This window comes from Thiomicrorhabdus sp. 6S3-12 (assembly GCF_017571475.1).
GTDB lineage: Bacteria > Pseudomonadota > Gammaproteobacteria > Thiomicrospirales > Thiomicrospiraceae > Thiomicrorhabdus.
On record NZ_JAGETW010000010.1, the window covers coordinates 12,660 to 34,745 of the forward strand.

Sequence of the window (22,086 nt, forward strand, 5' to 3'; positions counted from 1 at the left end):
TTATGCGTCGACGTACCAGCAAATCTAATTCTCGACGTCAGACTGGTCGAGGAAGCGGGCAGCCCACTGCCGTCGGTGAAGTCCGTCTGATCGGTGGCGATTGGCGCGGTCGTAAACTACCGGTTTTAAGCGCCGAAGGGCTTAGACCGACTTCGGATCGGGTGCGCGAAACGCTGTTTAACTGGCTACAGTTTGAAATCCCCGGAGCAAATTGTCTGGATCTGTTTGCCGGTTCCGGCGCTCTGGGCTTTGAGGCACTGTCCCGCGGTGCGAAGAACTGCCTGTTTCTGGAGTTGTCGGCTGATAACGCGGAGCAGTTACGCAGTAATTTGCAGGTTCTCAAGAGCGATAAAGGACAGGTGCATCAGTGCGACAGCTTGCAGTGGCTCGATCAGCAGGCCACACAGCAATTTGATGTGGTTTTTGTTGATCCTCCGTTTAACCGCGGACTGATGCAGCCGGCTGTGGATTCGCTTTTCAAGAACGGTTGGATCGATTGCGAACATGCCTGGCTGTACCTGGAACAGGAAAAGTCGCTCGATTGGCCGCAGTTACCCGAAGAGTGGCGCTGCTACAGAGAGAAGACCACCTCGCAAGTGCGTTTCGGACTGTTTTGCAAACAAGAGTAACCGCTTTTCAAGTGCGCAAGAGCGCATCAAGATGATCGACCACTTCGGCCCAGTCGGCATCTTCCTGTATTGCCTGACTTAAAAAGGCCGCTTGTCCTTCATTCCAGAATGCAGCTTGCGCCAGAGGCGTCGCTTTATCCACGCCTTTATGACGCTCGATAAAGTTATCAATATCGTTGTCGGAGTCAGGCAGGCCGAGTTGGGCGAAGAGTGCATTAAGCGTATGATCCGGTAATTCCATAAAGCGCTCCTTGAATCACTAAGGGAAAGAAGAGGTTTCTCCTTATGATACAAACTTTTATGTCGCTCGCAAAGTCGGCAGATTCCGGTATCATAGGCGCATCATTTCAATGTCTCGATTGGGAAATTTATGAGTATCACTGCTGTCTACCCGGGAACCTTTGATCCAATTACCTGCGGTCATTTCGATCTTATTGAGCGAGCGGCCCGTTTTTACGACCGGCTGGTTATCGCCGTTGCCGATAACCGCAATAAAAACACGCTTTTCTCTCTCGAGGAGCGAGTGGCACTGGCGAAGGAAGTTACGGCTTGCATGCAGAATGTCGAAGTCATCGGGTTCAGCGGGCTGCTGGTCGATTTTGTCCGCAGTATCGACGGCAATGTTTTACTGCGTGGTCTTCGTGCGGTGTCGGATTTCGAGTATGAATTTCAACTGGCGTCGATGAACCGCAAGTTAGCGCCGGATGTAGAGACCATGTTTATGACCCCGGCCGAACAGTTCTCTTTTATCTCCTCTTCTCTTGTTCGCGAAATTTCCGTGCTCGGCGGCGATGTCAGCGAATTTGTCCATCCCAAGGTGCAGGAAGCCCTGTTTGCAAAATTCCGTCAGACGGATACCGTTTAAAAAAATCGCTGCAGTGATGGTGTCACTTTTTGTTCACTTTGATAGGTGAAATAATCAAGTATGCTTATTAATACTTAAAGACTGGGCAATTAACTCTGTTTTTACACGGAGTTTTTTTTATAACTAAATTTTATTAGTTTTGTTCTTGTTATAGGTTTTAACTATTAAAAGTTTAAGAATAAACAATTGGATCTCCTCGATTTAAAAGGATATTCTTATGCATGCATTAATTAGGTTTATATAAAAAGCGAATTACTCAAAACTTCTTGAAGGAGAAAATGATGGAAGAGACTACTGTTATCGGATTGCCACGTTTGAATGAAGCTGCACCTGCGTTTGACGCGGAAACGACTCACGGCCGTAAAACGCTTGAAGATTACAAGGGAAAATGGCTGATCCTTTTCTCTCACCCGGCAGACTTCACTCCGGTTTGTACCACCGAATTCATGGCTTTCCAGGAGCGTAAAGACAAGTTTGATGCTATGAACTGCGAACTGCTAGGTCTTTCAATCGATTCACACCACTCGCACAACGCATGGGTACTGAACATCAAAGAGAAATTCGGTGTTGATATCCAGTTCCCGATCATTGCGGACTTGGATATGAAGGTGGCTAAGGCTTACGGAATGATTCACGAAGCGGCGGCAGATACTTCTGCGGTACGTGCAACTTTCATTATCGATCCTGAAGGGATTCTTCGTGCGATGGTTTACTATCCGATGTCTAACGGCCGTCAGATCGACGAATTCGTTCGTCTTCTGGAAGCGATGCAGACGTCTGATGCTAACGCTTGTGCGACACCGGAAAACTGGCGCAAAGGCGAGAAGGTCATCGTTCCTCCTGCCGCTACCGTTGAAGAAGCGAAGCAACGTATGACGTCAGGCGAATACGAGTGTGTGGATTTCTACTTCTGCAAGAAATCTCTGTAATTGACAGAGACCCTCGGTTTTAAACCGGTTTAGATCCGGTGTTACTGATAAAGCCACAGTCGAGTTCGCTTGGCTGTGGTTTTTTTATAACAAGAACACCTTACTCTGCTTATGAGAGGAAGGGGATTACAAGGATATACAGATGACATCAGTACAAAAACTTGGTGGTTTTATGGCGGCGCTCGTATTGAGCTTGAGCAGTTTCAGTGTTGCGGCGCAAAGTGTGCCGGCAACTGAATTTCAGGATCAGTTCGAGCAGCCGATCGCGTTGAATGCGCAAACGACATGGGTGCTGCTATCGAGTGATAAAGCTTCCGGAAAGCTGGTCAAAGACAGTTTGGATGCACTTGGGCTGGAAGATCTTGAAGCGAAAAAAGGGCTGTACATTGCCGATGTTTCGGCGATGCCGAGCCTGATTACCAAGATGTTTGCCCTGCCGAAAATGAAAAAATACGCTTTTAAAATGGCCGTCATCAACGACGAAAACCAATTGCAGGCATGGCCTAGAGAGGCTGAAAAAGTCAGTGCGATTCAGCTGAATGCGCTGGAGATTACATCGGTCGAGTATTTTGATTCTGCCGAAGCTCTGCAAGCCTGGATTAAACAGCAGTTTTAAGCGGCTGTTGCATATTGATTGCGTTTAAACGTCGCTCTCTTGCGGCGTTTTTTTTTGCCAGCCCGAAGTCGCGGGCTCGACTTCGTAGGCAGCCCAGCGGGCAAATTCCGAGCGGCGCATACAGTCGGTGCGGACTTTTTCCTGTCCGGCTTTACGGACAAAGATCACAAACTCTTTTTCACCGACGTTAAAGTCGTCTTCGACCAGCTCGACAATCTGCCGTACACTCCAGTTTTTACCAACTGCGCCATTGCTGTAATAGGCTCCGACTTTAAGTTCTTCCGGAGCGATCGGCGGTGCCGGTTCCCATAGATGAGTCAGCTCGAGAATACGTTTGACTTCCTGTTCATTGATGTCGACAAAATTATCAATTTTGGCCAGAGCGCTGAGGAAGTCTTCGTATGACAACTCCGGACGGACTATCGGCAAAGAGTCGGCGTTCTTTTTGAAATGATTCGAGGCCAGATAGATCGGATAGCGTTTATGGCTGAAACTGTGAAAGAGCACGCCGGTCGCCAGCAAGATCAGAAGGTTAACCGAAAGGGGGTAGAGTAAAAAGTCGTAATTGATTTCCCCCATCTGGTGCGATTGAGCGGCGAAAACCACGGTTAGCGCCGTCGCGCCTCCTGGAGGATGAAGGCAACCCAGAGCGTACATGGCAAAAATGCTCAGACTGACGGCGGCGGCAATCAGAATCAAGGGATCGAGCAGAGTGCTCAGATACAATGTCAGTGTGATTCCGACCAGAGCGGAAACCAGATGGCTACCGAAAACCGGCCACGGCTGTGACATGGAACCATGCGGCGCGGCGAACAGTAAAACCGCCGAAGCACCGATGGATGCGGTCATCAACCAGGCGCTCTCCGGTGGGGCCCAGTGATGGCTGATGACCGCTACGGCCAGAACGCCGAAGAATCCGCCTAGGGATGAGTACAGCCTTTCATGCAGCGAGTCTCTGCGCGAAGTCGGTGCCATAAAGGCGTGCAGGTGCATTAGCCAGCGCCGGTTTGTAAGCGGTTTAATGATCCCCTTTAATCGCACCTGTTTGCTCCCTTGTGCATTACCCGAAAACGATCTCTTTGTCGTTGAACGGATTAATTCTATCAAGCTTTGTTCAGCCCCACTAGAAGGCGGATGAAAACTTTACAAGGTTAATCGCCTGCTAGAGCTTTGAATATAAAGCATTTTGCTTGCATGTGTTTATTGGCCTCCCTATAATGACGAAACGTTGTGTATTTGGGGGAATATCGAGTGGATAAGCATCAACCAGAACATCTGGTGCAGTCCTTTTTGCTGGGCTCTCGGCAGACCCGTTCCGGACAGCGCCGTCTTGAACTTTTGAATAAGCTGTCTTCTCTGGGCTCTCTGTCTAAAGCCGCCAAGGCGTGTGGAATGAGTTACAAGGGTGCCTGGCAGGCGGTCGAAGCGATGACCGAAGCGGCCGGCGAAAAAATCGTCATAGCGCAGAAGGGCGGTTCCGGCGGGGGTGGTATGGAATTGACCGATGCCGGCAAGCAGCTGCTGAACGCTTATTTGTTGTTTCAGGAGCAGATGCAACATTGGATGCGCCATCTCGAAGAGCTTTCGCCGGGAGTGTTGTCGCAACTTGATATTATGAGGAAAATCTCGATGAAAACCAGCGCGCGAAACCTGTTTCATGGGACGGTCAAATCAATCAAAAAGGGCGAGGTAAACTGCGAGGTCGTACTCTCGGTAGGCAAGGAAACAGAAGTCGTCGCCCAAGTGACGCCAAGCAGCCTTGAGCGTCTGGGGCTGGATATCGGCAGCGAGGCTTACGCGCTGATTAAAGCGAGTTGGGTGCTGCTTGCCGAAGATATCGACGGAAAATTCAAAACCTCGGCGCGAAATCAGTTTTGCGGCAAGGTTGTAGAAATGGAGCAGGGCGCGGTTAATAGTGACGTCACGCTCGAGCTTGAAGGCGGGAATAAAATTTCAGCTATCGTGACCAACGAGTCGGTCTCGGCTCTTGGGCTCGAGAAAGGCGGCAAGGCTTGTGCTTTGGTCAAGGCTTCGCATGTTCTTCTGGCGGTTGCGGACTAGATTCTCTAGCGATCTGTCTGTCAGGCATATCTGATTCCCGATTGGTTTCGGGAATTTTTTTGAAATTCGATATATAAGTAACTACATATAACTTTTAGTTATGAAAGGTGGGGAAAGATGAGAAAGACATTTTTAGCAGCGGTTTTGGCCGGAACTCTAGGGATTTTCTATAGTGCGCTGGTTATGGCCGAGACGGCGACGATTGCAGTCGCGGCGAACTTTACCAAAACCATTGAAAAAGTCGGTGAGCAGTTTTCAAAAGAGACCGGTCACAGCGTGAAATTTTCCTTCGGGCCAACCGGTAAACTGTATGCACAGATTAAAAATGGCGCGCCTTTTGATGCTTTTTTCGGTGCCGACGAGCGTCGTCCATTGAAAACGGTTGAAGACGGTCTGGGGATTAAGCAGAGTTATTTTGTGTATGCGCAGGGACAGATCGCTCTGTACAGCGCCCAGTACCCGGTTAAAGAACAGCCGCTGGAAGTACTCAAACAAGCGAAATTCAACCACTTGGCGATTGCTAATCCGCGTACTGCGCCATACGGTGAACGTGCTCAGGCGTTTTTGAAAAGCAAGGGGTTGTACGATGGCGTTAAAAAGAAACTGGTGAACGGGGAAAGTATCGCCCATGCTTTCCAGTATGTTGCTACCGGCAATGCACCGATCGGTTTTGTCGCGCTGTCGCAGCTGGTTGATCCGCAGAGCCCGGTTTATCAGAAAGGACAGTATTGGATTGTTCCGCAGCAGGAGTATGCGCCGATCAAACAAGGGGCCTTGATTTTGAAGCGCGGTGAAAATAATGCAGCGGTCAAAGCTTTTATGGCATTTATCAAAACGCCGCGGGCATTAGAAATTATCCACTCTTACGGCTATAGTACGCCTTAAGCTAGATTCTGCATTGCAGATTGTCTTGAAGCCACGAAAAACGCAAAGAGCGCAAGGACGATTACAATTGTCGTGTTCTCTGCGAAGTTCGTGGTTCGTTTTTTCTATGGGTTGAATGAAGATGGTTGAAATTTTTGGTGTTGAGGTCAGTCTGGAACCGATCTGGCTGACTCTGGAGGTCGCCGCCTGGACAACGACTATCCTGCTGGTGATCGGTACCCCGTTGGCCTGGTGGATGGCGCGGATGCAGAGTTCGTCGAAAATCGTGCTTGAAGCGCTGGTGGCTCTGCCTTTGGTTTTGCCGCCGACAGTTCTGGGTTTCTACCTGCTGATTATTCTTAACCCGAACGGTTATGTTACCGAATTTCTGCGTTTTTTCGGTTACGAAGGACAGCTGACCTTTACCAAGCAAGGGCTGATTGTCGGCTCGGTTTTCTATTCTTTGCCGTTTGCCGTACAGCCGCTGATGCATGCGTTTGAAGCGGTGCCGCAAAAGCTTCTGGATGCAGCGGCGACTCTGCGCGCCGGAATTTTGGATCGCTTCTTCAGTATTGTGCTGCCGCTTTCTCAGCGTGGTTTTCTGGTCGCCGCGACACTGACGTTTGCACATACTGTCGGTGAGTTCGGAGTGGTTCTGATGCTCGGCGGCAATGTGCCGGGGGAAACGCGGATGGTTTCAATCGATATTTTCGACCATGTGGAAAGTCTGGAATATGATCAGGCGCATATACTCTCGGCAATGATGCTGATCTTCTCGCTGCTGGTGCTCATGCTGGTGTACGGGATTAACCGCCGATTCGGAGTCAAGGTAGGCTAGATTGCGCTAAAACTCGGCCTCTGTGTTCTCATGCGCTCATTGATGGATTGATGAACTTCGCTCTGAGCACTTTGATGGCTAAATTTTATCTGTAATCTTGATTGAGTTTTTAAATGGAAAAAATATGACTACTTTGCGCGGAAATCTAAGATTAAAGCTCGGTAACTTTGAACTGAACTCTGGTGACTTTGAACTGCCGTTACAGGGCGTCACGGTGCTGTTCGGTCGTTCCGGATCGGGTAAATCGACGCTGCTGCGAGCGATCAGCGGGCTGGATAAAAACACTCGCGGTAGCCTGCATTTTGCCGGGCAGGTTTGGCAGGACGGAAAGAAAACCTTAGCGCCGCAACGGCGTCATATCGGTTTTGTGTTTCAGGATGCGGCCTTGTTCCCGCATATGACGGTCCGCCAGAATTTGCTGTATGCCTTGAAGCGCTTGCCGAAAGGTGCTGCTCAGCCGGATTTTGACGACATAGTGACACGGGTCGGCATTGCCGACAAGCTTGATCGCGGGGTGAATTTCCTATCCGGCGGCGAGAAACAGCGCGTAGCCATCGCGCGTGCTCTGCTGACCAGTCCGCAGCTGCTGTGCATGGACGAGCCGTTATCGGCGCTGGATTGGCGTGCGAAAGCGGAGATGCTGACTTTAATCGAAGAGGTGTTGCAGGCCTATAAGATCCCGTTACTCTATATTACCCATGCCCCGGCTGAAGTCGAGCGATTGGCCGATCGGATCGTGTTTATGCAACAGGGGGGAATAGAACGTGTCGAAACTCTGCAGCAGGCGTTGTCACGTCCCGATTCACCGCTGTTTGACGACGAAGGTGCTGTTTCGGTGCTGGAAGGCGAATCACAAGAGATTGAGCACGGTTTGCGTCCGCTGAAGATGGGCAACCGGACGCTTTGGCTCTCCGACATCAGCGAACTGCATAAATCCAGAGTTCGTGTGCGGGTTTTGGCCAGAGACGTTTCTCTGGCGCTTTCCGATCCGCAGCATCTAAGTATTATCAATCATTTGTCGGCCAGAGTGCTGGAGCTGATTCCGGAAGGACAACACCGCATGCTGGTACGTCTACAGCTGGAAGACGGCCAGAAACTATTTGCCGAGATTACTGAACATTCGGCCAGACGTCTGGAGATAACTCCTGGGCTTGAGCTGTTTGCCTTGATTAAATCGGTTGCTTTGGCGGAATAAGACACTCCGCCATAGAGATTTATTGGGCCCGGTTTGAGGTTTCCAGCAGGAAAGGAATCTGGATCTGTTTACCGTCGTTCTGAGTCAGCATCAGCGTCAGTTGCCAGTACATTTTCTCTGCAGTGCAGAAGGCGAGCATCGAGGTTCCGACCCAATGGTTCGGGCGGGTTGATGTTAAATGTACGCGGTTGTAGCCCATATACATATTGATACCGGAAATATCCAGTTTCACTTCGGTCGGGTTGAGGTTCTCCAGATCCAGTTGAACGCCCAGCGGGCGGGCGATCGGAATCGGCTGTGGGTCAATACGCAAAGTGACCTTGGCGCCCTGATGTTCGGTTGTGCAAGGGCCTTTATGCAGATTGCAGTTTTCGACGGTCGGCCACTGGTCGATGTCCCCTTGCGATTTTTTGTCGCATCCGGCAAGGAGTGAGATCAGGGCCGTGAACAATGCGACGAATAAAATCCGTCGGGTGCGGATAATCTTAAACATTCTGTTACTGTCTCCGGGAATTATCGCTTAATATTAGCGGCGCTCTTGCCTGCGCTCAAGTCCTGTTTTCCGTTCGTCATCCGATCTTAAAGATATATTAAGCTTCGCGACTCTTCTTCGGTCGACGTGGTTTTTTCAGCGGCTGGCATTGCGGGCAGAAAAAACTGGCGCGCTGATTGATGATTACTTTCTGAATGCAGTGCCCGCAGTGTGGGCAGGCTTCGCCCTCCTTGCCGTAAACATGGAGTTCCTGAGCAAAGTAGCCCGGTTTGCCCTCCGGGCTCATAAAGTCTTTTAAAGTCGTTCCGCCCTGGCGAACCGCGCGGTTCAGGACGGCTTTAATGTTGCCGACCAGAATTTCGCACTGCTTTTGACTCAGTTGATTGCCGGGCGTCTGCGGATGGATGCCGCTCAAGAACAGTGATTCGTTGGCGTAGATATTGCCGGCACCGACCACGATTTCACTGTTCATGACCAGGCTTTTTACCGCAACCCGGCGATTATGTACCTTGCGATAGAAGTAATTGCCGTTAAAGGCGTCGTCAAACGGTTCCGGAGCCAGTTTGCCGAGCAGTTTATGGTCGTTGATGTTTCCGGCTTCGACAGGATGCCAGAGCACGGCTCCGAAGCGCCTTGGATCATTCAGGCGCAAAAGTTGTCCACTTGTTAACAAGATATCCACATGGTCGTGTTTTTGCACCGCTGCGTTTCTCGGCAGAACGCGCAAGGTTCCGGACATGCCGAGATGGATAATCAGGGTTCCGACGGCGGTCTGCAGCAACAGGTATTTTCCGCGCCGGCCGACGGACAGAATTTTCTGCCCGGTCAGTATTTCCGGCAGGCGGGGTTCGATCTCCCAGCGTAGCTTGGGGGTGCGCAATATCACCGCTTCGATTGTTTCCTGCTCGCAGGCCGGCGCGATACCGCGGCGGGTGGTTTCAACTTCGGGTAATTCTGGCATGACAATCGCTTAATGATTTTTAAAGCGCTCATTATATTGGAATTTTGTCACCCGGTCGGAATTTGCCGGTAAAGGAATGATGAGAATTCGACTGGCAGATTTGAGATTCCGGTCGATATAACAATTAACAGCACAAAAAAACTCCGCATAGGAGGTAGAGGTCATGAGACAGTTTAATATTGAATTTAACGGCTATGATTACGTCGTCGTAGAACAGGGGCGGGTAATCGTTGCCTTTTCGACTCTGGAAGATGCCTTCGAGGCTAAAAGAGAGTTTGAAGAAAAGCCTGCTTGCAGCATTGATTTGAAAGTTCCGCCGGCGATGCGCCTGGCTAAAATGCAGTTGTATGGCGTTGCTTCGTAGGCAGAAGCCGATTACGGGGAATAATCTTCGGACATAAAAAAACCCGATCTTGTGGATCGGGTCTCTCAAGGTAATCTGGGTAAGATTACTTGATTTTCGCTTCTTTGAACAAGACGTGTTTACGAACGATTGGATCGTATTTCTTGATCTCGAATTTGCCAGCCATGTTCTTCTTATTCTTATCAGTCGTATAGTAATAAGCAGACTCAGTTGACTTTAGTTTGATCTTATCGCGCATGATTAGTCTCCTTAGACCTTCTCACCACGTGAACGCATATCAGCGATCACAGCGTCAATACCGTTCTTGTCGATGATGCGCATACCAGCAGTTGATACGCGTAGTTTTACAAAACGGCTCTCAGCTTCCGACCAGAAACGGTGCGACTGCAGGTTTGGCAGGAAGCGACGACGAGTTTTACGGTGAGAGTGGGAAACATTGTTACCGACTACAGGACGTTTACCTGTTACTTGGCATACTCTAGACATTTCTCAATCCCTTCTAGTATATGAATTCTCAGTTAATTGCTTGAATTAATTGAGGATTCGTTAAATAAAAATATTCGAATATTTCTATATTTATTGGCCCGCGCAAAAAGGCGGCGATAAATAAGAACGCGGAATTTTACAAGAACATTTAATGAATTGCAATCATTTCCAATGATTTAACTCTAAGCACTGTAAAACCCGCAAGGTCCGGTGAAAAAACAACTGGATTTCAATAGTTTAATTATTCATTAAACCTCGCGGAGGATTTGGCTGTACCCGCTGCTCAGTCATCGGTTTTATTGCAGATATGGTACATAATCAGGGAGATAGGTACCGCCTTCCGCAAAGGGTTTGTTTTCCTCAATTAAGGTGATTCCATCGCCCGCTTTGTAATCAAAACGTGTCGGGTCATCCAACTGGATAGAGCGCTCGCTAATGATGTCTCCGAACTGGTAAGGCGTTCCGTCATTTTTCACTTCTGCAATCGTGTCATCCCGATAATGATAGTAGCTGATCGGGGTTTCGGTAAAAACGTCTTTACCGTAAATATAGCGCTGGGTTGCAACTACCTGACGATAACGACGGGCATTTTCAATGGCATCGTTCGCTTCCGGATAAAGCAAGAAGCCTTTGATGGTTCCGTCGGCATTCAAGTAATCCTTGCGCTGCACATATTCTCGTAATAACGTCTGACGCTGGGTAACGCTTTGTTCAAAGCTGGCCGGCGAATCTGTTTTGATATCCGTCCAGTTCGCGCTATAGCCATTGTTGGTATTAATGGTCTGGCTCAGTTGCGCCTCTACGGATTGCGACATAACCCCGTATAAGTTCGCACTGACGGTATGGTTCAACAATAGGGCAAACTCGCCGATACTCGCATGACGGTTGATTGGCTCCGGCGTTGTCGATACGGCAGAACCGTTGACGAGCGTCGTGCCCAGATAATCCATTTCTTTCCACCCTAGATCCGAATCGAAAGAACGCGGGAACGACCAGGTGCTGTCGACGGTATTGCCGGTTCCGCTGGTAAAGTTCGGATCTTTTGTTCCCGGATGGAAGCCGGAATGACAGCCGATACACTGTGTCAATTCGGCACGTGTTTGCGGACGTAAAGCGCCGTCTTTGTCTTCAATATATCCCGCGAGTAACCAGCCAGAACCGTTGTCTACCCATCCCTGTTCGTCATTGCCGTAAATCTGGTCGCCCGTTCCTTCGTCCGGTCTTGCTTCCATCGGGTTAAAGTCTTCATCTTTGTACATATAACGGACTTCTTTAACCCGGGTTGCGCGCATGCCCGGTAATTTGCCGCCGGTACCGTCTGCGAGGGTATCGACATAATGAAGCGGGTGTGCCAGTTCAGTGCCTTGAGGGTAGCTTCCGGCAACGACCTCAATATCGGTTGCCGCACCATAATAGGTTGTCGGCGATGTGTCTGTCAGACGGTTTTGAATCGCATCCCGTAACAATTCAAGGTTTTGTTTGTAGGTGGCTAAATTGAAGTCGCCGGAATTGTCTTGCATGAATTTGGCCGGCAGTCGGATATAGATTCCGGAAACCGAGCCGGTCATCGGGCTGAAGATCCCATACGGCATAAAATTAATGGCGCGCCAGCCGGTATTACCGCCAAACTCATCCGAAAAATAGATGTCTTGTTCATTATTCGAACGGATAAATCCATCGCTGTCCGCCGGAAGTGCTGCAGGGTTCAGGCCCGGTAAAAGACGGAACGGCTGGTTATAGCCGCTGTCCCAGTCGGTGCTTTTCCCCAATCTTTGGTTGTAGGCCGCCTGCCAGTTATCCTCTTGAATATAATCCTGCATTATCCAGGTGTTGGGGTCGATCCCCATTGCGTTGACGGCTGCCGATAGGGTTTCTGGCGAAAGGGTGTTGAGCCAGTAATTTTTGGCGGCGCTAGGGGCTTGCGCACTGTAGGGTTCGTAGCCGTAATCGAGTTGAAAGTTAACTAGCGGAACTTCCCCCGCCTGAGGATTGTTGTTGCCGAGCCCTAATTTGTATAAACCGTTTGTATGGCAAAACAGACAGGCATTTTGGCGTCCCAGACTGGTTTCGGTATAGCATTGTGCCGGAATCTGCGGATAGGGATTGCCCTCAAAAACGACGGGATTGATATAGCTACCGGTAAGGGCGGATTGGGTGAGCGCCGTTGGGGCGGTTTCTTCCGTCGTGCTGCTACTGCCGCAGCCATGTAAGACAAATACCGATCCGGCCAGTAGAAATAGTAACTTAATAGGCATCATACAATTTCCATTCATAGTGTTCGCTACGCAAAAAGCCAGCATTAAGCTGGCTTTAAGAATCCAAGGTTTATGGATTATTTGATAGCAGGCATACCGCCGATGTAACCGAAGTTACCATCAAATTTGTCGATTTGACCTGTTGCTTCTACAGCGGCTTCCATTGTCGGATCCATAGTGCTGATATAGTCACCGTGGTGCTGAGAGTTAGACATGATGTAAGCGAAGCCATCCATGTTTTCTACCGCTTGCAGACCTGTTGCTTCAGCTCCGGCTACGTTGGAAAGAATGCGAGAAAGCTTTTTAGTATCGACGTTATAAGCCCAGACGAAGTTGTTTACGTGAGTACCAGAGTCTTCACCGATAAACAGAGTACGCATCTTCTCAGAGAAAGAGATGTTATCTGTGTTGGCGATGTGATCAGGATCTGCCGTGTTACCTAGCGCATCGGTTGCGATGTCTCGTCCGATCAGCTTGTCTTCAGCATGCATAGAGGTTACGACATAGTCTGACTCGATTCGGGCACCGGTATCGTCAACTTGGCCAGGAGTCATCGGCAGAGTGAAAGTGACACCTGCATTGATTTTAGCCATTTTGATGTGTTCCATCTCAGCCGGCAGACCGTTGTCTCTCATCCCTTTGTCCAGATAGGAAATCGCCATATACAATTTCTTATCGGCATCGTTAACCGCGATACCTTCCATTTTGTTGAATTCGACTGTCGCGCCGCTCAATGCAGCATAACGGCGAGTTTCAAGGAAAGCGGCCGCTTTTTCCATGCCCGGCTTAACGGCCAAACATTCATCAAAGGTAGAGCCTGCGCGAACACGGGTGGTTTGAACACCGTCAACAGCCGGACAGGTTTCGGTTGCAGAGTCGAAAGTGCCGTTGTAGAAGATGTCGTCAAAGGTGGTGGTGTCGGCAAGCGTTTTCACTTCGGCATCGGTTGCAGAACCCAGTTTAATCCAGCTGAAATCACCGCTGTAGGAGGTACCGTTTTGGGTGAATTTACCTGCATATAGGCTTCCTGAAGATAGGTCTTCCGCTTTGTCGGCAACATACATGAACAGTGCAACGTTAGTACCGTCGTCTCCGTAGTAAACCGTGCGCGAATCAGGCATAACTTTCCCTGCTTCCCAGGTACCGCGTCCCATTGAGTAGTGTTTGACGACATCTGTTGTGCCATCTTCATGAACCGTTACTTCCGGGAAGAAGCCATAGTGATACGGGTTAGCTACTTGTGTGCTGTTGAAGTACATATTGGACATTGCCGTAATCGCGGCATCCGTTCTGCTGTAGCTGCTGTTTAGAGGGTTGTACTGCATGTCGTAGTCTTCTTCAGAACCGAGGTGGGTGTTCCAAGGCGTTTGAGAACCAAAACATGGAATCCACAGGCCGTCAACATTCGAGAAGTTGATCGGTGCCTGGTCAACGGCAGTTAGCTCACCTGTTTTTGCATCTTGTTGCATTTCAGTCAGAATCATTCCCATAGGTGCACGGCTCGGCGCGCGAGTTCCGTCAGAAATAATCCAGTCATATTCCAAGTGAGAAACCATATAAATTTTGTTACCGACTTTCAAAAGACTGTTTGAATCCGGTGTTTCGGCAACAAGAGGCATGCCCAGTGAATCTTGCAGTGGGTTCATGTCCATATCATATAGCTGACCAGCAGGATTAGCGTTAGATCCAACCTTGCTGGTGGTACCGAAAAGCTTTTTATACGTCAGAGGGAATGTCTCGGTCGAACCATCCGTATAGGTGATGATTGCAGAAGATTCTGTATAAGTGGTCGCCATTTTTTCAGCAGTTGTCGGTGCCGCAGTGCTGGTGAACTCAATCGATTCGAATGAACGCGCATCCATGATTGCGCTGGTCAGATCACCGTCAGAAACGTCTTGATTGCATCCACTAAGCGTTATGAAAGAACCAGCTAGAAGCGCGGTTACGGCATAGTGTAGTTTGTTAAGCTTCATTTTCTTATCCCTAAAGTTTGGTTGGTTGTTTTGCAGGAACAGAATCTTAGGGTGAGAATGTGACAAACAAGTAAACGCTAATTGACAGCTATTGGAAGGTTTTATGACAGGGGTGGATTTAATTTATGGCACTGTTTTCAAAGCCCTGTCAGAAGGCAATTGAATTACAACCAGCCCGAAGGAGTAAGCTTTTTTGTTGATGCCACGTGTATTCGGGGAGACAATCCGAATTCTTTGAAACCGGAGCGTTTTGTATGCTGGGGTCGGCGCAAGTAAGTTACAGTAATGTTACTTTTGCCTTTGGTTCCGCCGTTTTATGGCATTTTGCCGAGCTGGACCAGAGAGTGCCAGCGGCCGGAATCACCGAGAATGATATGATCCAGCGTGCGGATATCGACTAACTGCAAAGCCTGAGACAGTGTTTCGGTGATTCGAATATCCGCTTCACTCGGACTGGGATCGCCGGACGGATGGTTGTGAGCCAGTATGACGGCGGCGGCATTACTCTCCAGCGCACTTTTTACAACTTCTCTGGGATGGATGCTGGCCTGATTAAGCGTTCCGGAAAACAGTGTTTGGTAGTGAATCAATCGGTGTTGCTGATCGAGCAGAAGGATTCCGAAATATTCTCGATTCTGATGACCTATTTCAAACGCCAGAAAGCGGGCGACCGCTTCCGGCGATTGCATGGCATCCCCTTTCTTCAAACCGCTTTCGAAGTGACGCCGCGCCATTTCCAGAACGGCCCGGAGTTGCACATATTTCGCATCTCCGAGCCCTTTTTCCTGACAGAACTCCTGATGTTCGGCCTTTAAGAGGGCATCCAGCGAGCCAAAGTGGTTTAATAATGATTGAGCCAGATCGACTGCGCTCATGCCTTTGACCCCCACTCTAAGAAATATTGCCAGCAACTCGGCATCGCTTAAACTGCGGGCGCCGAACTCAAGTAGTTTTTCTCTGGGTCTTTCCAGACGATGCCAGTCTAAAATCGTCATATCGGTTCCCTGATTTACTGTTGGGGAAATGTCGTTTGAATACTTATATTAATTGAAAAAGGGATTTATTGATAATGTTTAGTGTCGAAATGCAAGTTAGGGATCATGAGTGCGATCTGCAGGGAGTGGTCAATAATGCGGTCTATATGAATTATCTCGAGCATGCCCGTCATCAGTACCTCCATTCTTTAGGGATTAACTTTGCCGATTACACGGCGCAGCAGATTCATCTGATGCTGGTGCGTGCCGAACTGGATTTTAAAGCCTCGCTCAAGCCGAACGATACCTTTAAGGTGACGGTAAAAATGCAACGCGAATCGCGGATCAAGTATGCGTTTATTCAGGAAGTGATTCGGCTTGCGGATGATAAAGTCATGCTTAGGGCAAAAAACATCGGCGTCGCATTAAACCCTAACGGTAAACCGACCGCTTTCAAACCATTTGATGATGCCATACAAGATTAGTTGCCAGTCGATCAGCTTTTTCTGGCGACCCCCGTCGTTCCTGTTTTGCTTAAGGACGTTAATTAAAGCCGGCCTCCACGCCCTGTAGGCAGGCTTTTGCTGAATTAGGGACATAAGTCTTATAGGACATTTGTCCCCTTGTAGTGAATCCTCTTCAGGCGGATACTCATGGTTTATCACTCTCGGTGTTGTTTGTTCTTTTATGCCGGGAATGGTCGCTATGCAAAATGATAAATCAGGAATCTGCTATGACTAATCTTAATGCCCGAAAATGGCCTGCGATTTTGACGGTAAGTTCGTTGGGCTTGCTGCTCGCTGCTTGCGGTGGAGGCAGCAGTTCAGACATAACCACCCTGTCGGCCGATACAGCAACCGTTTCCGGAACCGTTCCGGGAACCTTGATCGAGGCTTTCTGCGCCGACGGCCGCTATTTCAGCACCCATTCCGAACAGAACGGCACCGCTGAGCATCCTTTTGAACTGGAACTGCCGGTCGGTCTCGCCTGCCGTCTGGTTATGACCACTAATGAGCGTGCTCAGAACCGTATCATTACGGCAATCCAGTTACAGGCGAACGGCGAGACGGGCGGTAATTTTGCCCTGAACTCGGCATTGAATCTCGGCTATGTACCGCTGGCTAAAGACGACGATGGTGATGGCGTAGACGATATCAGCGGCCAGAATGTTATCGACAGTAACGGCGATGGCGTTGTCGATGATCCTCTTGCGCATGATCTCGGCAACAACACTGCCTTGATGGTTCGTCAGCTCTCGAATGATCCGCTCGACACCGATGGGGATGATATCCCTGATTACTATGAAGATGACGATCACGACGGCGTGAACAATCACGAAGACGACGATGACGACAATGACGGTACTCCGGATAGCAGTGATGAAGATAATCACGATCATGATGGCGACGGTATCGACGACGACTATGACCGCGATAGCGACAATGACGGATCAGACGATAACAGTTCGGGCAGCAGCCCCTATACCCCTGTAGAGAATTATGCGGTGACGCGCGGGCGTTTACTCGCATCCCAATGTGCGCAATGTCACGGTACTAACGGCCATTCAACCACTTCATGGGATTCGATCGCCGGCGAAAGCGCCGGGGAAATTGTCGAAGAGATGAACGAATACCCGACATCGCACATTATGGGGGCTCAGGGAATCGGTTATACCCAGAGCGAAATCGAAGATCTTGCAGCCTATCTGTCATCCCTTGCGTCAGACAGTGAAAGCGATGGCTATGACGAAGAAGACGAAAGCGACGACTAGGAGGATTTATGAGTCAGCAGAATAAGCAAAATATTCAAGGAAAAACACTCTCGCGTCGCCAGCTTTTTAAATATTTGGGGATCGGGGTAACGGCGGCGGTCGCTCCGTCTCTGGCGATGCAGACCCGCGCCGCCACCCTGCCGCATGTGATCGTTGTTGGAGGCGGTTTCGCCGGCGCGACGGCAGCGAAGTATTTGAAAATGTGGGGTGGTTTAGGCGTTGAAGTGACGCTGATTGAACCGAACAGCGGCTATGTCTCGCCGATTCTCAGCAATCTGGTACTGAATGGTCAAAAGAGCATCGCGAACCTGACTTTCGGTTATCAAAGTCACCAACAGACTTACGGCGTCAATATGATGCATGCCATGGTCGAATCGATTGATAAGGCGGCACATACTGTTACCTTGTCCACTGGACAGACGCTGAGTTACGATCGTCTTGTGCTGGCACCGGGGATTGAGTTTATCGCCGCTACCGGTCATGACTTCGATAAGGTTCCGCACGCTTGGAAGGCCGGGGTTCAAACCGAACTGCTGAAAAGTCAGCTGGATGCGATGGGCGATGGCGAGCATTTTGTAATGACCATCCCTAAAGCGCCGTACCGCTGTCCTCCGGGGCCATACGAGCGAGCCTGTGTGGTGGCGGATTTTCTGAAAAATGCCAAAGGTTTCGGTAACACGCAAATTACCGTGCTGGACGAAAATGCCGATATTACCGTCGAGGCGGCGACTTTCCATGCCAAGTTCGACGAATACGGCGTACATTATGTCGCTAATGCCGCAGTAACCGAGGTCGATTCGGATAATCGAATTGTTTCCTATCAAGTCAGCGGTGGCGCTACGCAAAGCATCGACGCCGATGTTTTAAATGTAATTCCAAACCAGAAAGCCGGACAGATCATTTTCGATGCAGGTCTCAATAGCGGAAACTGGGCGCCGGTTAACCCTCTGACCTATGAATCGACTTTACAGGAAGCTATTCATATCATCGGTGATTCGCAGGGAACCGGTCAGCCGAAGGCAGGGCATATCGGAAACTCCGAAGCCAAGGTCTGCGCCGATGCGGTATTACGCTCATTGAACGGTTTGGCCCCGGATCCGGCACCGAAAACTAATTCGGCCTGCTATAGCCCGGTATCGCGTACCGAAGCGACCTGGCTGACCGCAGTGTACGAGTACAATAGCGGTACCGGTCAGATGCAGCCGGTCAGTACGGCCAGCTATCCTTATGCCAGCGGGCCGAGCAGCAGCAACTACAGCGCAATGTTCAGCTGGGCAGGCAACCTGTTCAGCGACACCTTTGCCTAGCGCTTAAGGTTCTTTTCGTTGTACTGGCAGCCCGTGGCCTTTTGGTCACGGGCTTTTTTATGCCTAGTCGTTATGGGTAAGGGACGAAAGGGTGAAAGGTGCGGTGATTGCATCGTTACGAAACAGGGACGGCGTTTGGAGTGATGCGATAAGCGAAATGTGTTTACTCTGCCTGGAACAGTAAGTCTTCAAAGAAAAACGCAGTTAATTCATGGCGTCCGGAGACGGCGGCTTTCTTGTACAGATTCGATGCCTGCTGGCGGACCGTTTTTTCTTTAGTGTTGCGGATTTGAGCAATCTCTTCCAGGCTGAGACCTTTGAGTAGGAGCAAGGCGACTTCTTTTTCGCTAGGCGTTAATTGCCATTCCGTCAGCTGGTGCTGAATGAGTTTGGAAAACTCGCCTCTCAATTTCAGTGCCTGAGTGGTCGCGTCATCGAGCGCCTGCTGCGTTTTATTCAGATTTTGATTGACCTGATCCAGTTGTCTGCTTTGATGGAAGATGGAATTTAATACCACTGCAAGCGCGATAAAAGAGATGATTCCCATCACCATTTCCACCATGACATGAGGATTCAGCGTTCCCATATCTTCAAAATCGTGGACGATATCGATTGCGGAAATCACAAACAGCAAAGTGAACGTAATCAAGCTGAAGTGCAGAATATTAAAGCGTGAGAAATCGAAATATTTCATGGGTGGGTTAATTCCTATACAGAGAATCTCTGCCGATCGGGTCGGTCAGCGGTTATCATATGAACAGTCTAATCAATGAAACTGAACTGAAAATGAAAATTCTGCTAGCGGTTACCGGTGGCATTGCCGCCTATAAATCTCTTGAACTGTGTCGCCAGTTTATTAAAGCGGGTCATCAGGTACAGGTTGTAATGACCGAGAGTGCCAAAGCGTTTATTCAGCCGCTCAGCTTCCAGGCATTAAGCGGCAGCCCGGTACGAGACAGCCTCTTTGATGAAAATCAGGAAGCCGGTATGGGTCATATCGATCTGGCCCGTTGGGCGGACTGGATTGTGGTGGCGCCTGCCAGCGCCAATACGCTGGCAAAGGTGCGTGCAGGGATGGCGGATAACTTGCTAACTACCTTATTATTGGCGACCGATCGCCCGATTTTAATGGCTCCGGCTATGAATCGTCTGATGTGGCAAAATCCGGCGACGCAGGAAAATATTGCAGTTCTGAAACAGCGCGGCATTCAATTGATTCCGCCTGCGGAAGGCGAGCAGGCATGTGGCGAAGTCGGGGCTGGACGCATGCCGGAAGCGGTTGAGATTTTCGCCTACTGGCAGTCGTTGCTGGCCGAGGCAAACAGTGCGGCGACGCCGACCGTTGCCTTCTGGAAAGATAAAAAAATACTGATTACTGCCGGGCCGACTTTTGAAGATCTGGATCCGGTACGTTTTCTCGGAAACCGCAGCTCAGGCAAAATGGGCTTTGCGATTGCCGAGCAGGCGCGTCAACTCGGCGCCCGGGTGACTTTGATTGCCGGTCCGGTAAACCTTCCGACCCCGCCAGGGGTAGAGCGTATCGATGTGCGTTCCGCCAGGCAGATGTTTGCTGCCGTACAGCAGCACTATGTGCAAAATGCGATTTTTATCAGTGCGGCTGCCGTGGCCGATTATACCGTGGCGCAGAGCAGTGAGCAGAAAATCAAAAAGCAGACCGGGCAGGAAGGATTGACGCTGGAACTGGTTAAAAATCCGGATATCGTCGCCTGGGTCGCGGGGCAGAATCCGAAACCGTTTGTGGTTGGGTTCGCCGCCGAAACGCAGAATGTCATCGGTTACGCGCAGGATAAACTGCAGCGTAAAAATCTGGATATGATTTGTGCCAATCAGGTCGGCGAAAACCTCGGTTTCGAGAGTGATGAGAACCGTCTGATCCTGATAACCGCAGGCGCGGAGAAAGCGTTGGCGACCTCCTCGAAAGCACAGCAGGCTGTTGCGTTACTGGATTATATTGCCGAGGTCATCGAGGCTTCCTGATTGTCTGTCTAACATTCTACCCAGGTGACCGCCAGACCGCCGAGAGAGGTCTCCTTATATTTATGCGACATCTCTTCGCCGGTGGTTTTCATGGCGGCAATGCAGCTGTCCAGCGACATTAGATTTTCCCCTTTCTCGCGCAAAGCGATCGACGCCGCCGTATAGGCTTTGATTGCGCCGAAACCGTTACGTTCGATGCACGGAATTTGTACCAGTCCTTTGACCGGATCGCAGGTCATGCCCAGATGATGTTCCAGTGCCATCTCCGCCGCCTGCTCGATCTGCTGTGGAGAGCCGCCTTTGGCAGCGCAAAGCCCGGCCGCGGCCATTGCCGAAGCCGAACCGACTTCCCCCTGACAGCCGACTTCAGCACCCGAGATGGAACTGCGGTGTTTGATCAGGCCGCCGATTGCGGCGGCGGTCAAAAGAAAGTCCTGAATCTGTCGGTCATCGGCATTTTCATGCTGCACCAGATAATACAGTACCGCAGGGATAACGCCCGCCGCGCCATTGGTTGGTGCCGTGACCACCATGTGGCCGGCGGCATTTTCTTCGTTGACGGACATCGCATAAGCACACAGCCAATCATTTACATTGGCATTGCTGTCATGCTTGATGAGCTGCTGATAGAGATTTTTGGCGCGCCGCTTCACTTTCAGCCCGCCCGGTAATATTCCTTCCGCTTGCAATCCCGACTCTACGCAACGACGCATGGCGAGCCAGATGTGCTGAATTTTCTCGTCGATGAGCGGAGACAGATGCTGCTGTTCGTTGCTGCGCTTCATTTCGGCAATTGTGAGCCTGTTGTCCAATGCCATCTTCAGCATCGATTCGGAAGAATTAAACGGGTAAGGCGAGTGCGCGGCCGGCTCGCCCTTTATCGGTGCCTGTATTGAGTCGATTTCAGCCAGTGTACTGATGAAACCGCCGCCGATCGAAAAATAGGTTTCGCTGAACAGGGGGTGGCCTTGCGCATTCAGCGCTTCGATAACCATGGCGTTCGGGTGCTGCGGCAGGGGATTGTCATAATCGAAAACAATGTCCTCCTGCGGATTGAATGCAATCTTCAACGGCGCCAGTGACACAATCGGCGTCGGGCGTTCAAGGGTCTGCAACAATCCGGGGATATCGGTTTCAATCAGATCGGCAGGGTGATAACCGTGAATACCGAGCAAAACGGCTTTGTCGGTTGCATGGCCATGTCCGGTAAAGGCCAGCGAGCCTTTTAGCAGACAGCGGATGCGTGCGACGCTTTGCTGTTCGGAAAGCGCATTTTGTTCCTTCTCACGGCGGGCGAATTCGCCGATAAAACGGCGTGCGGCAACCATCGGACCCATCGTATGAGAGCTGGAAGGGCCGATGCCGATTTTAAAAATGTCGAAAATACTGATAAACATAATGATCTACCGAAAGAGCCAGCGAATTAACTCATCATACACAGGATAGGAAAAGCTCGGATTACGGAAGTTAATGCTGATCATTAAACTCTGTCATTGAGATGTCGTGA

General features: G+C 50.1%; 24 protein-coding genes. 13 read left to right on the forward strand and 11 right to left on the reverse strand.

Translation table 11 applies throughout. The annotated features are described in order from the left end of the window. The first annotated feature begins 2 nt into the window (after positions 1 to 2). A complete protein-coding gene (rsmD, locus tag J3999_RS11055; RefSeq protein WP_208127958.1) occupies positions 3 to 629 on the forward strand; it encodes a 16S rRNA (guanine(966)-N(2))-methyltransferase RsmD in 627 nt (208 codons plus the stop codon). 7 nt (positions 630 to 636) lie between these two features. On the opposite strand, the gene J3999_RS11060 is transcribed toward rsmD, so the two are convergent. After that, a complete protein-coding gene (locus J3999_RS11060; protein WP_208127959.1) occupies positions 637 to 870 on the reverse strand; it encodes a DUF2789 domain-containing protein in 234 nt (77 codons plus the stop codon). Between the two features lie 129 nt (positions 871 to 999). On the opposite strand from J3999_RS11060, the gene coaD reads away from it, so the two are divergent. From coaD to J3999_RS11075, 3 genes are all read left to right on the forward strand, one after another. Next, entirely contained in the window at positions 1,000 to 1,494 is a 495-nt protein-coding gene (gene coaD, locus J3999_RS11065) for a pantetheine-phosphate adenylyltransferase (RefSeq protein ID WP_208127960.1), read from the forward strand. A gap of 281 nt (positions 1,495 to 1,775) precedes the next feature. Then, on the forward strand, positions 1,776 to 2,423 hold the full coding sequence (locus J3999_RS11070) for a peroxiredoxin (protein ID WP_238843396.1): 648 nt from the start codon (positions 1,776 to 1,778) through the stop codon (positions 2,421 to 2,423). A 142-nt stretch (positions 2,424 to 2,565) separates the two neighbouring features. Next, the gene (locus tag J3999_RS11075; protein ID WP_208127962.1) at positions 2,566 to 3,039 is read left to right on the forward strand and encodes a hypothetical protein; all 474 of its coding nucleotides are present in this window, start codon (positions 2,566 to 2,568) and stop codon (positions 3,037 to 3,039) included. Between the two features lie 24 nt (positions 3,040 to 3,063). On the opposite strand, the gene J3999_RS11080 is transcribed toward J3999_RS11075, so the two are convergent. Then, positions 3,064 to 4,032 (reverse strand): HPP family protein, encoded by a 969-nt coding sequence (locus tag J3999_RS11080; protein ID WP_208127963.1) that lies wholly within the window; start codon positions 4,030 to 4,032, stop codon positions 3,064 to 3,066. A 258-nt stretch (positions 4,033 to 4,290) separates the two neighbouring features. Here J3999_RS11080 and J3999_RS11085 point away from each other — a divergent pair, with 258 nt between their 5' ends. From J3999_RS11085 to modC, 4 genes are all read left to right on the forward strand, one after another. Then, positions 4,291 to 5,100: a TOBE domain-containing protein gene (locus J3999_RS11085; RefSeq protein ID WP_208127964.1), complete on the forward strand. Its 810-nt coding sequence runs from the start codon at positions 4,291 to 4,293 to the stop codon at positions 5,098 to 5,100. A gap of 117 nt (positions 5,101 to 5,217) precedes the next feature. After that, positions 5,218 to 5,985: a molybdate ABC transporter substrate-binding protein gene (modA, locus tag J3999_RS11090; RefSeq protein ID WP_208127965.1), complete on the forward strand. Its 768-nt coding sequence runs from the start codon at positions 5,218 to 5,220 to the stop codon at positions 5,983 to 5,985. Positions 5,986 to 6,106: 121 nt separating this feature from the next. Beyond that, complete coding sequence (gene modB / locus J3999_RS11095) at positions 6,107 to 6,802, forward strand: molybdate ABC transporter permease subunit (RefSeq protein ID WP_208127966.1); 696 nt, start codon at positions 6,107 to 6,109, stop codon at positions 6,800 to 6,802. 124 nt (positions 6,803 to 6,926) lie between these two features. Then, complete coding sequence (gene modC, locus J3999_RS11100) at positions 6,927 to 7,997, forward strand: molybdenum ABC transporter ATP-binding protein (RefSeq protein ID WP_208127967.1); 1,071 nt, start codon at positions 6,927 to 6,929, stop codon at positions 7,995 to 7,997. A gap of 19 nt (positions 7,998 to 8,016) precedes the next feature. On the opposite strand, the gene J3999_RS11105 is transcribed toward modC, so the two are convergent. Continuing rightward, positions 8,017 to 8,490 (reverse strand): hypothetical protein, encoded by a 474-nt coding sequence (locus tag J3999_RS11105; protein ID WP_208127968.1) that lies wholly within the window; start codon positions 8,488 to 8,490, stop codon positions 8,017 to 8,019. Positions 8,491 to 8,587: 97 nt separating this feature from the next. After that, positions 8,588 to 9,451, reverse strand: coding sequence for a bifunctional DNA-formamidopyrimidine glycosylase/DNA-(apurinic or apyrimidinic site) lyase (gene mutM / locus J3999_RS11110; protein WP_208127969.1), 864 nt, complete (start codon positions 9,449 to 9,451; stop codon positions 8,588 to 8,590). A gap of 163 nt (positions 9,452 to 9,614) precedes the next feature. On the opposite strand from mutM, the gene J3999_RS11115 reads away from it, so the two are divergent. Next, entirely contained in the window at positions 9,615 to 9,815 is a 201-nt protein-coding gene (locus J3999_RS11115; RefSeq protein ID WP_173283967.1) for a hypothetical protein, read from the forward strand. An 85-nt stretch (positions 9,816 to 9,900) separates the two neighbouring features. Here the strand turns inward: J3999_RS11115 and rpmG are convergent, their stop codons facing one another. From rpmG to radC, 5 genes are all read right to left on the reverse strand, one after another. Next, positions 9,901 to 10,053, reverse strand: coding sequence for a 50S ribosomal protein L33 (gene rpmG / locus J3999_RS11120; RefSeq protein ID WP_173274019.1), 153 nt, complete (start codon positions 10,051 to 10,053; stop codon positions 9,901 to 9,903). A gap of 11 nt (positions 10,054 to 10,064) precedes the next feature. Beyond that, positions 10,065 to 10,301: a 50S ribosomal protein L28 gene (gene rpmB, locus J3999_RS11125; RefSeq protein ID WP_173283970.1), complete on the reverse strand. Its 237-nt coding sequence runs from the start codon at positions 10,299 to 10,301 to the stop codon at positions 10,065 to 10,067. Positions 10,302 to 10,597: 296 nt separating this feature from the next. After that, entirely contained in the window at positions 10,598 to 12,556 is a 1,959-nt protein-coding gene (locus tag J3999_RS11130; protein WP_208127970.1) for a hypothetical protein, read from the reverse strand. Between the two features lie 77 nt (positions 12,557 to 12,633). Continuing rightward, a complete protein-coding gene (locus tag J3999_RS11135; RefSeq protein WP_208127971.1) occupies positions 12,634 to 14,529 on the reverse strand; it encodes a PhoX family phosphatase in 1,896 nt (631 codons plus the stop codon). A gap of 314 nt (positions 14,530 to 14,843) precedes the next feature. Continuing rightward, on the reverse strand, positions 14,844 to 15,524 hold the full coding sequence (gene radC, locus J3999_RS11140) for a DNA repair protein RadC (RefSeq protein WP_208127972.1): 681 nt from the start codon (positions 15,522 to 15,524) through the stop codon (positions 14,844 to 14,846). Between the two features lie 74 nt (positions 15,525 to 15,598). Between radC and J3999_RS11145 the strand changes: the two genes are divergently transcribed. From J3999_RS11145 to J3999_RS11155, 3 genes are all read left to right on the forward strand, one after another. Further along, positions 15,599 to 15,988 (forward strand): thioesterase family protein, encoded by a 390-nt coding sequence (locus J3999_RS11145; RefSeq protein WP_208127973.1) that lies wholly within the window; start codon positions 15,599 to 15,601, stop codon positions 15,986 to 15,988. A gap of 248 nt (positions 15,989 to 16,236) precedes the next feature. Beyond that, positions 16,237 to 17,274, forward strand: coding sequence for a hypothetical protein (locus tag J3999_RS11150; RefSeq protein WP_208127974.1), 1,038 nt, complete (start codon positions 16,237 to 16,239; stop codon positions 17,272 to 17,274). Positions 17,275 to 17,282: 8 nt separating this feature from the next. Further along, the gene (locus J3999_RS11155) at positions 17,283 to 18,581 is read left to right on the forward strand and encodes an FAD/NAD(P)-binding oxidoreductase (protein WP_208127975.1); all 1,299 of its coding nucleotides are present in this window, start codon (positions 17,283 to 17,285) and stop codon (positions 18,579 to 18,581) included. A gap of 163 nt (positions 18,582 to 18,744) precedes the next feature. On the opposite strand, the gene J3999_RS11160 is transcribed toward J3999_RS11155, so the two are convergent. Continuing rightward, positions 18,745 to 19,275 (reverse strand): LuxR C-terminal-related transcriptional regulator, encoded by a 531-nt coding sequence (locus tag J3999_RS11160; RefSeq protein WP_208127976.1) that lies wholly within the window; start codon positions 19,273 to 19,275, stop codon positions 18,745 to 18,747. Between the two features lie 92 nt (positions 19,276 to 19,367). Here J3999_RS11160 and coaBC point away from each other — a divergent pair, with 92 nt between their 5' ends. Next, on the forward strand, positions 19,368 to 20,579 hold the full coding sequence (coaBC, locus tag J3999_RS11165) for a bifunctional phosphopantothenoylcysteine decarboxylase/phosphopantothenate--cysteine ligase CoaBC (protein ID WP_208128010.1): 1,212 nt from the start codon (positions 19,368 to 19,370) through the stop codon (positions 20,577 to 20,579). A gap of 8 nt (positions 20,580 to 20,587) precedes the next feature. Here the strand turns inward: coaBC and J3999_RS11170 are convergent, their stop codons facing one another. Next, positions 20,588 to 21,976 (reverse strand): L-serine ammonia-lyase, encoded by a 1,389-nt coding sequence (locus J3999_RS11170; protein WP_208127977.1) that lies wholly within the window; start codon positions 21,974 to 21,976, stop codon positions 20,588 to 20,590. Positions 21,977 to 22,086: the final 110 nt, after the last annotated feature.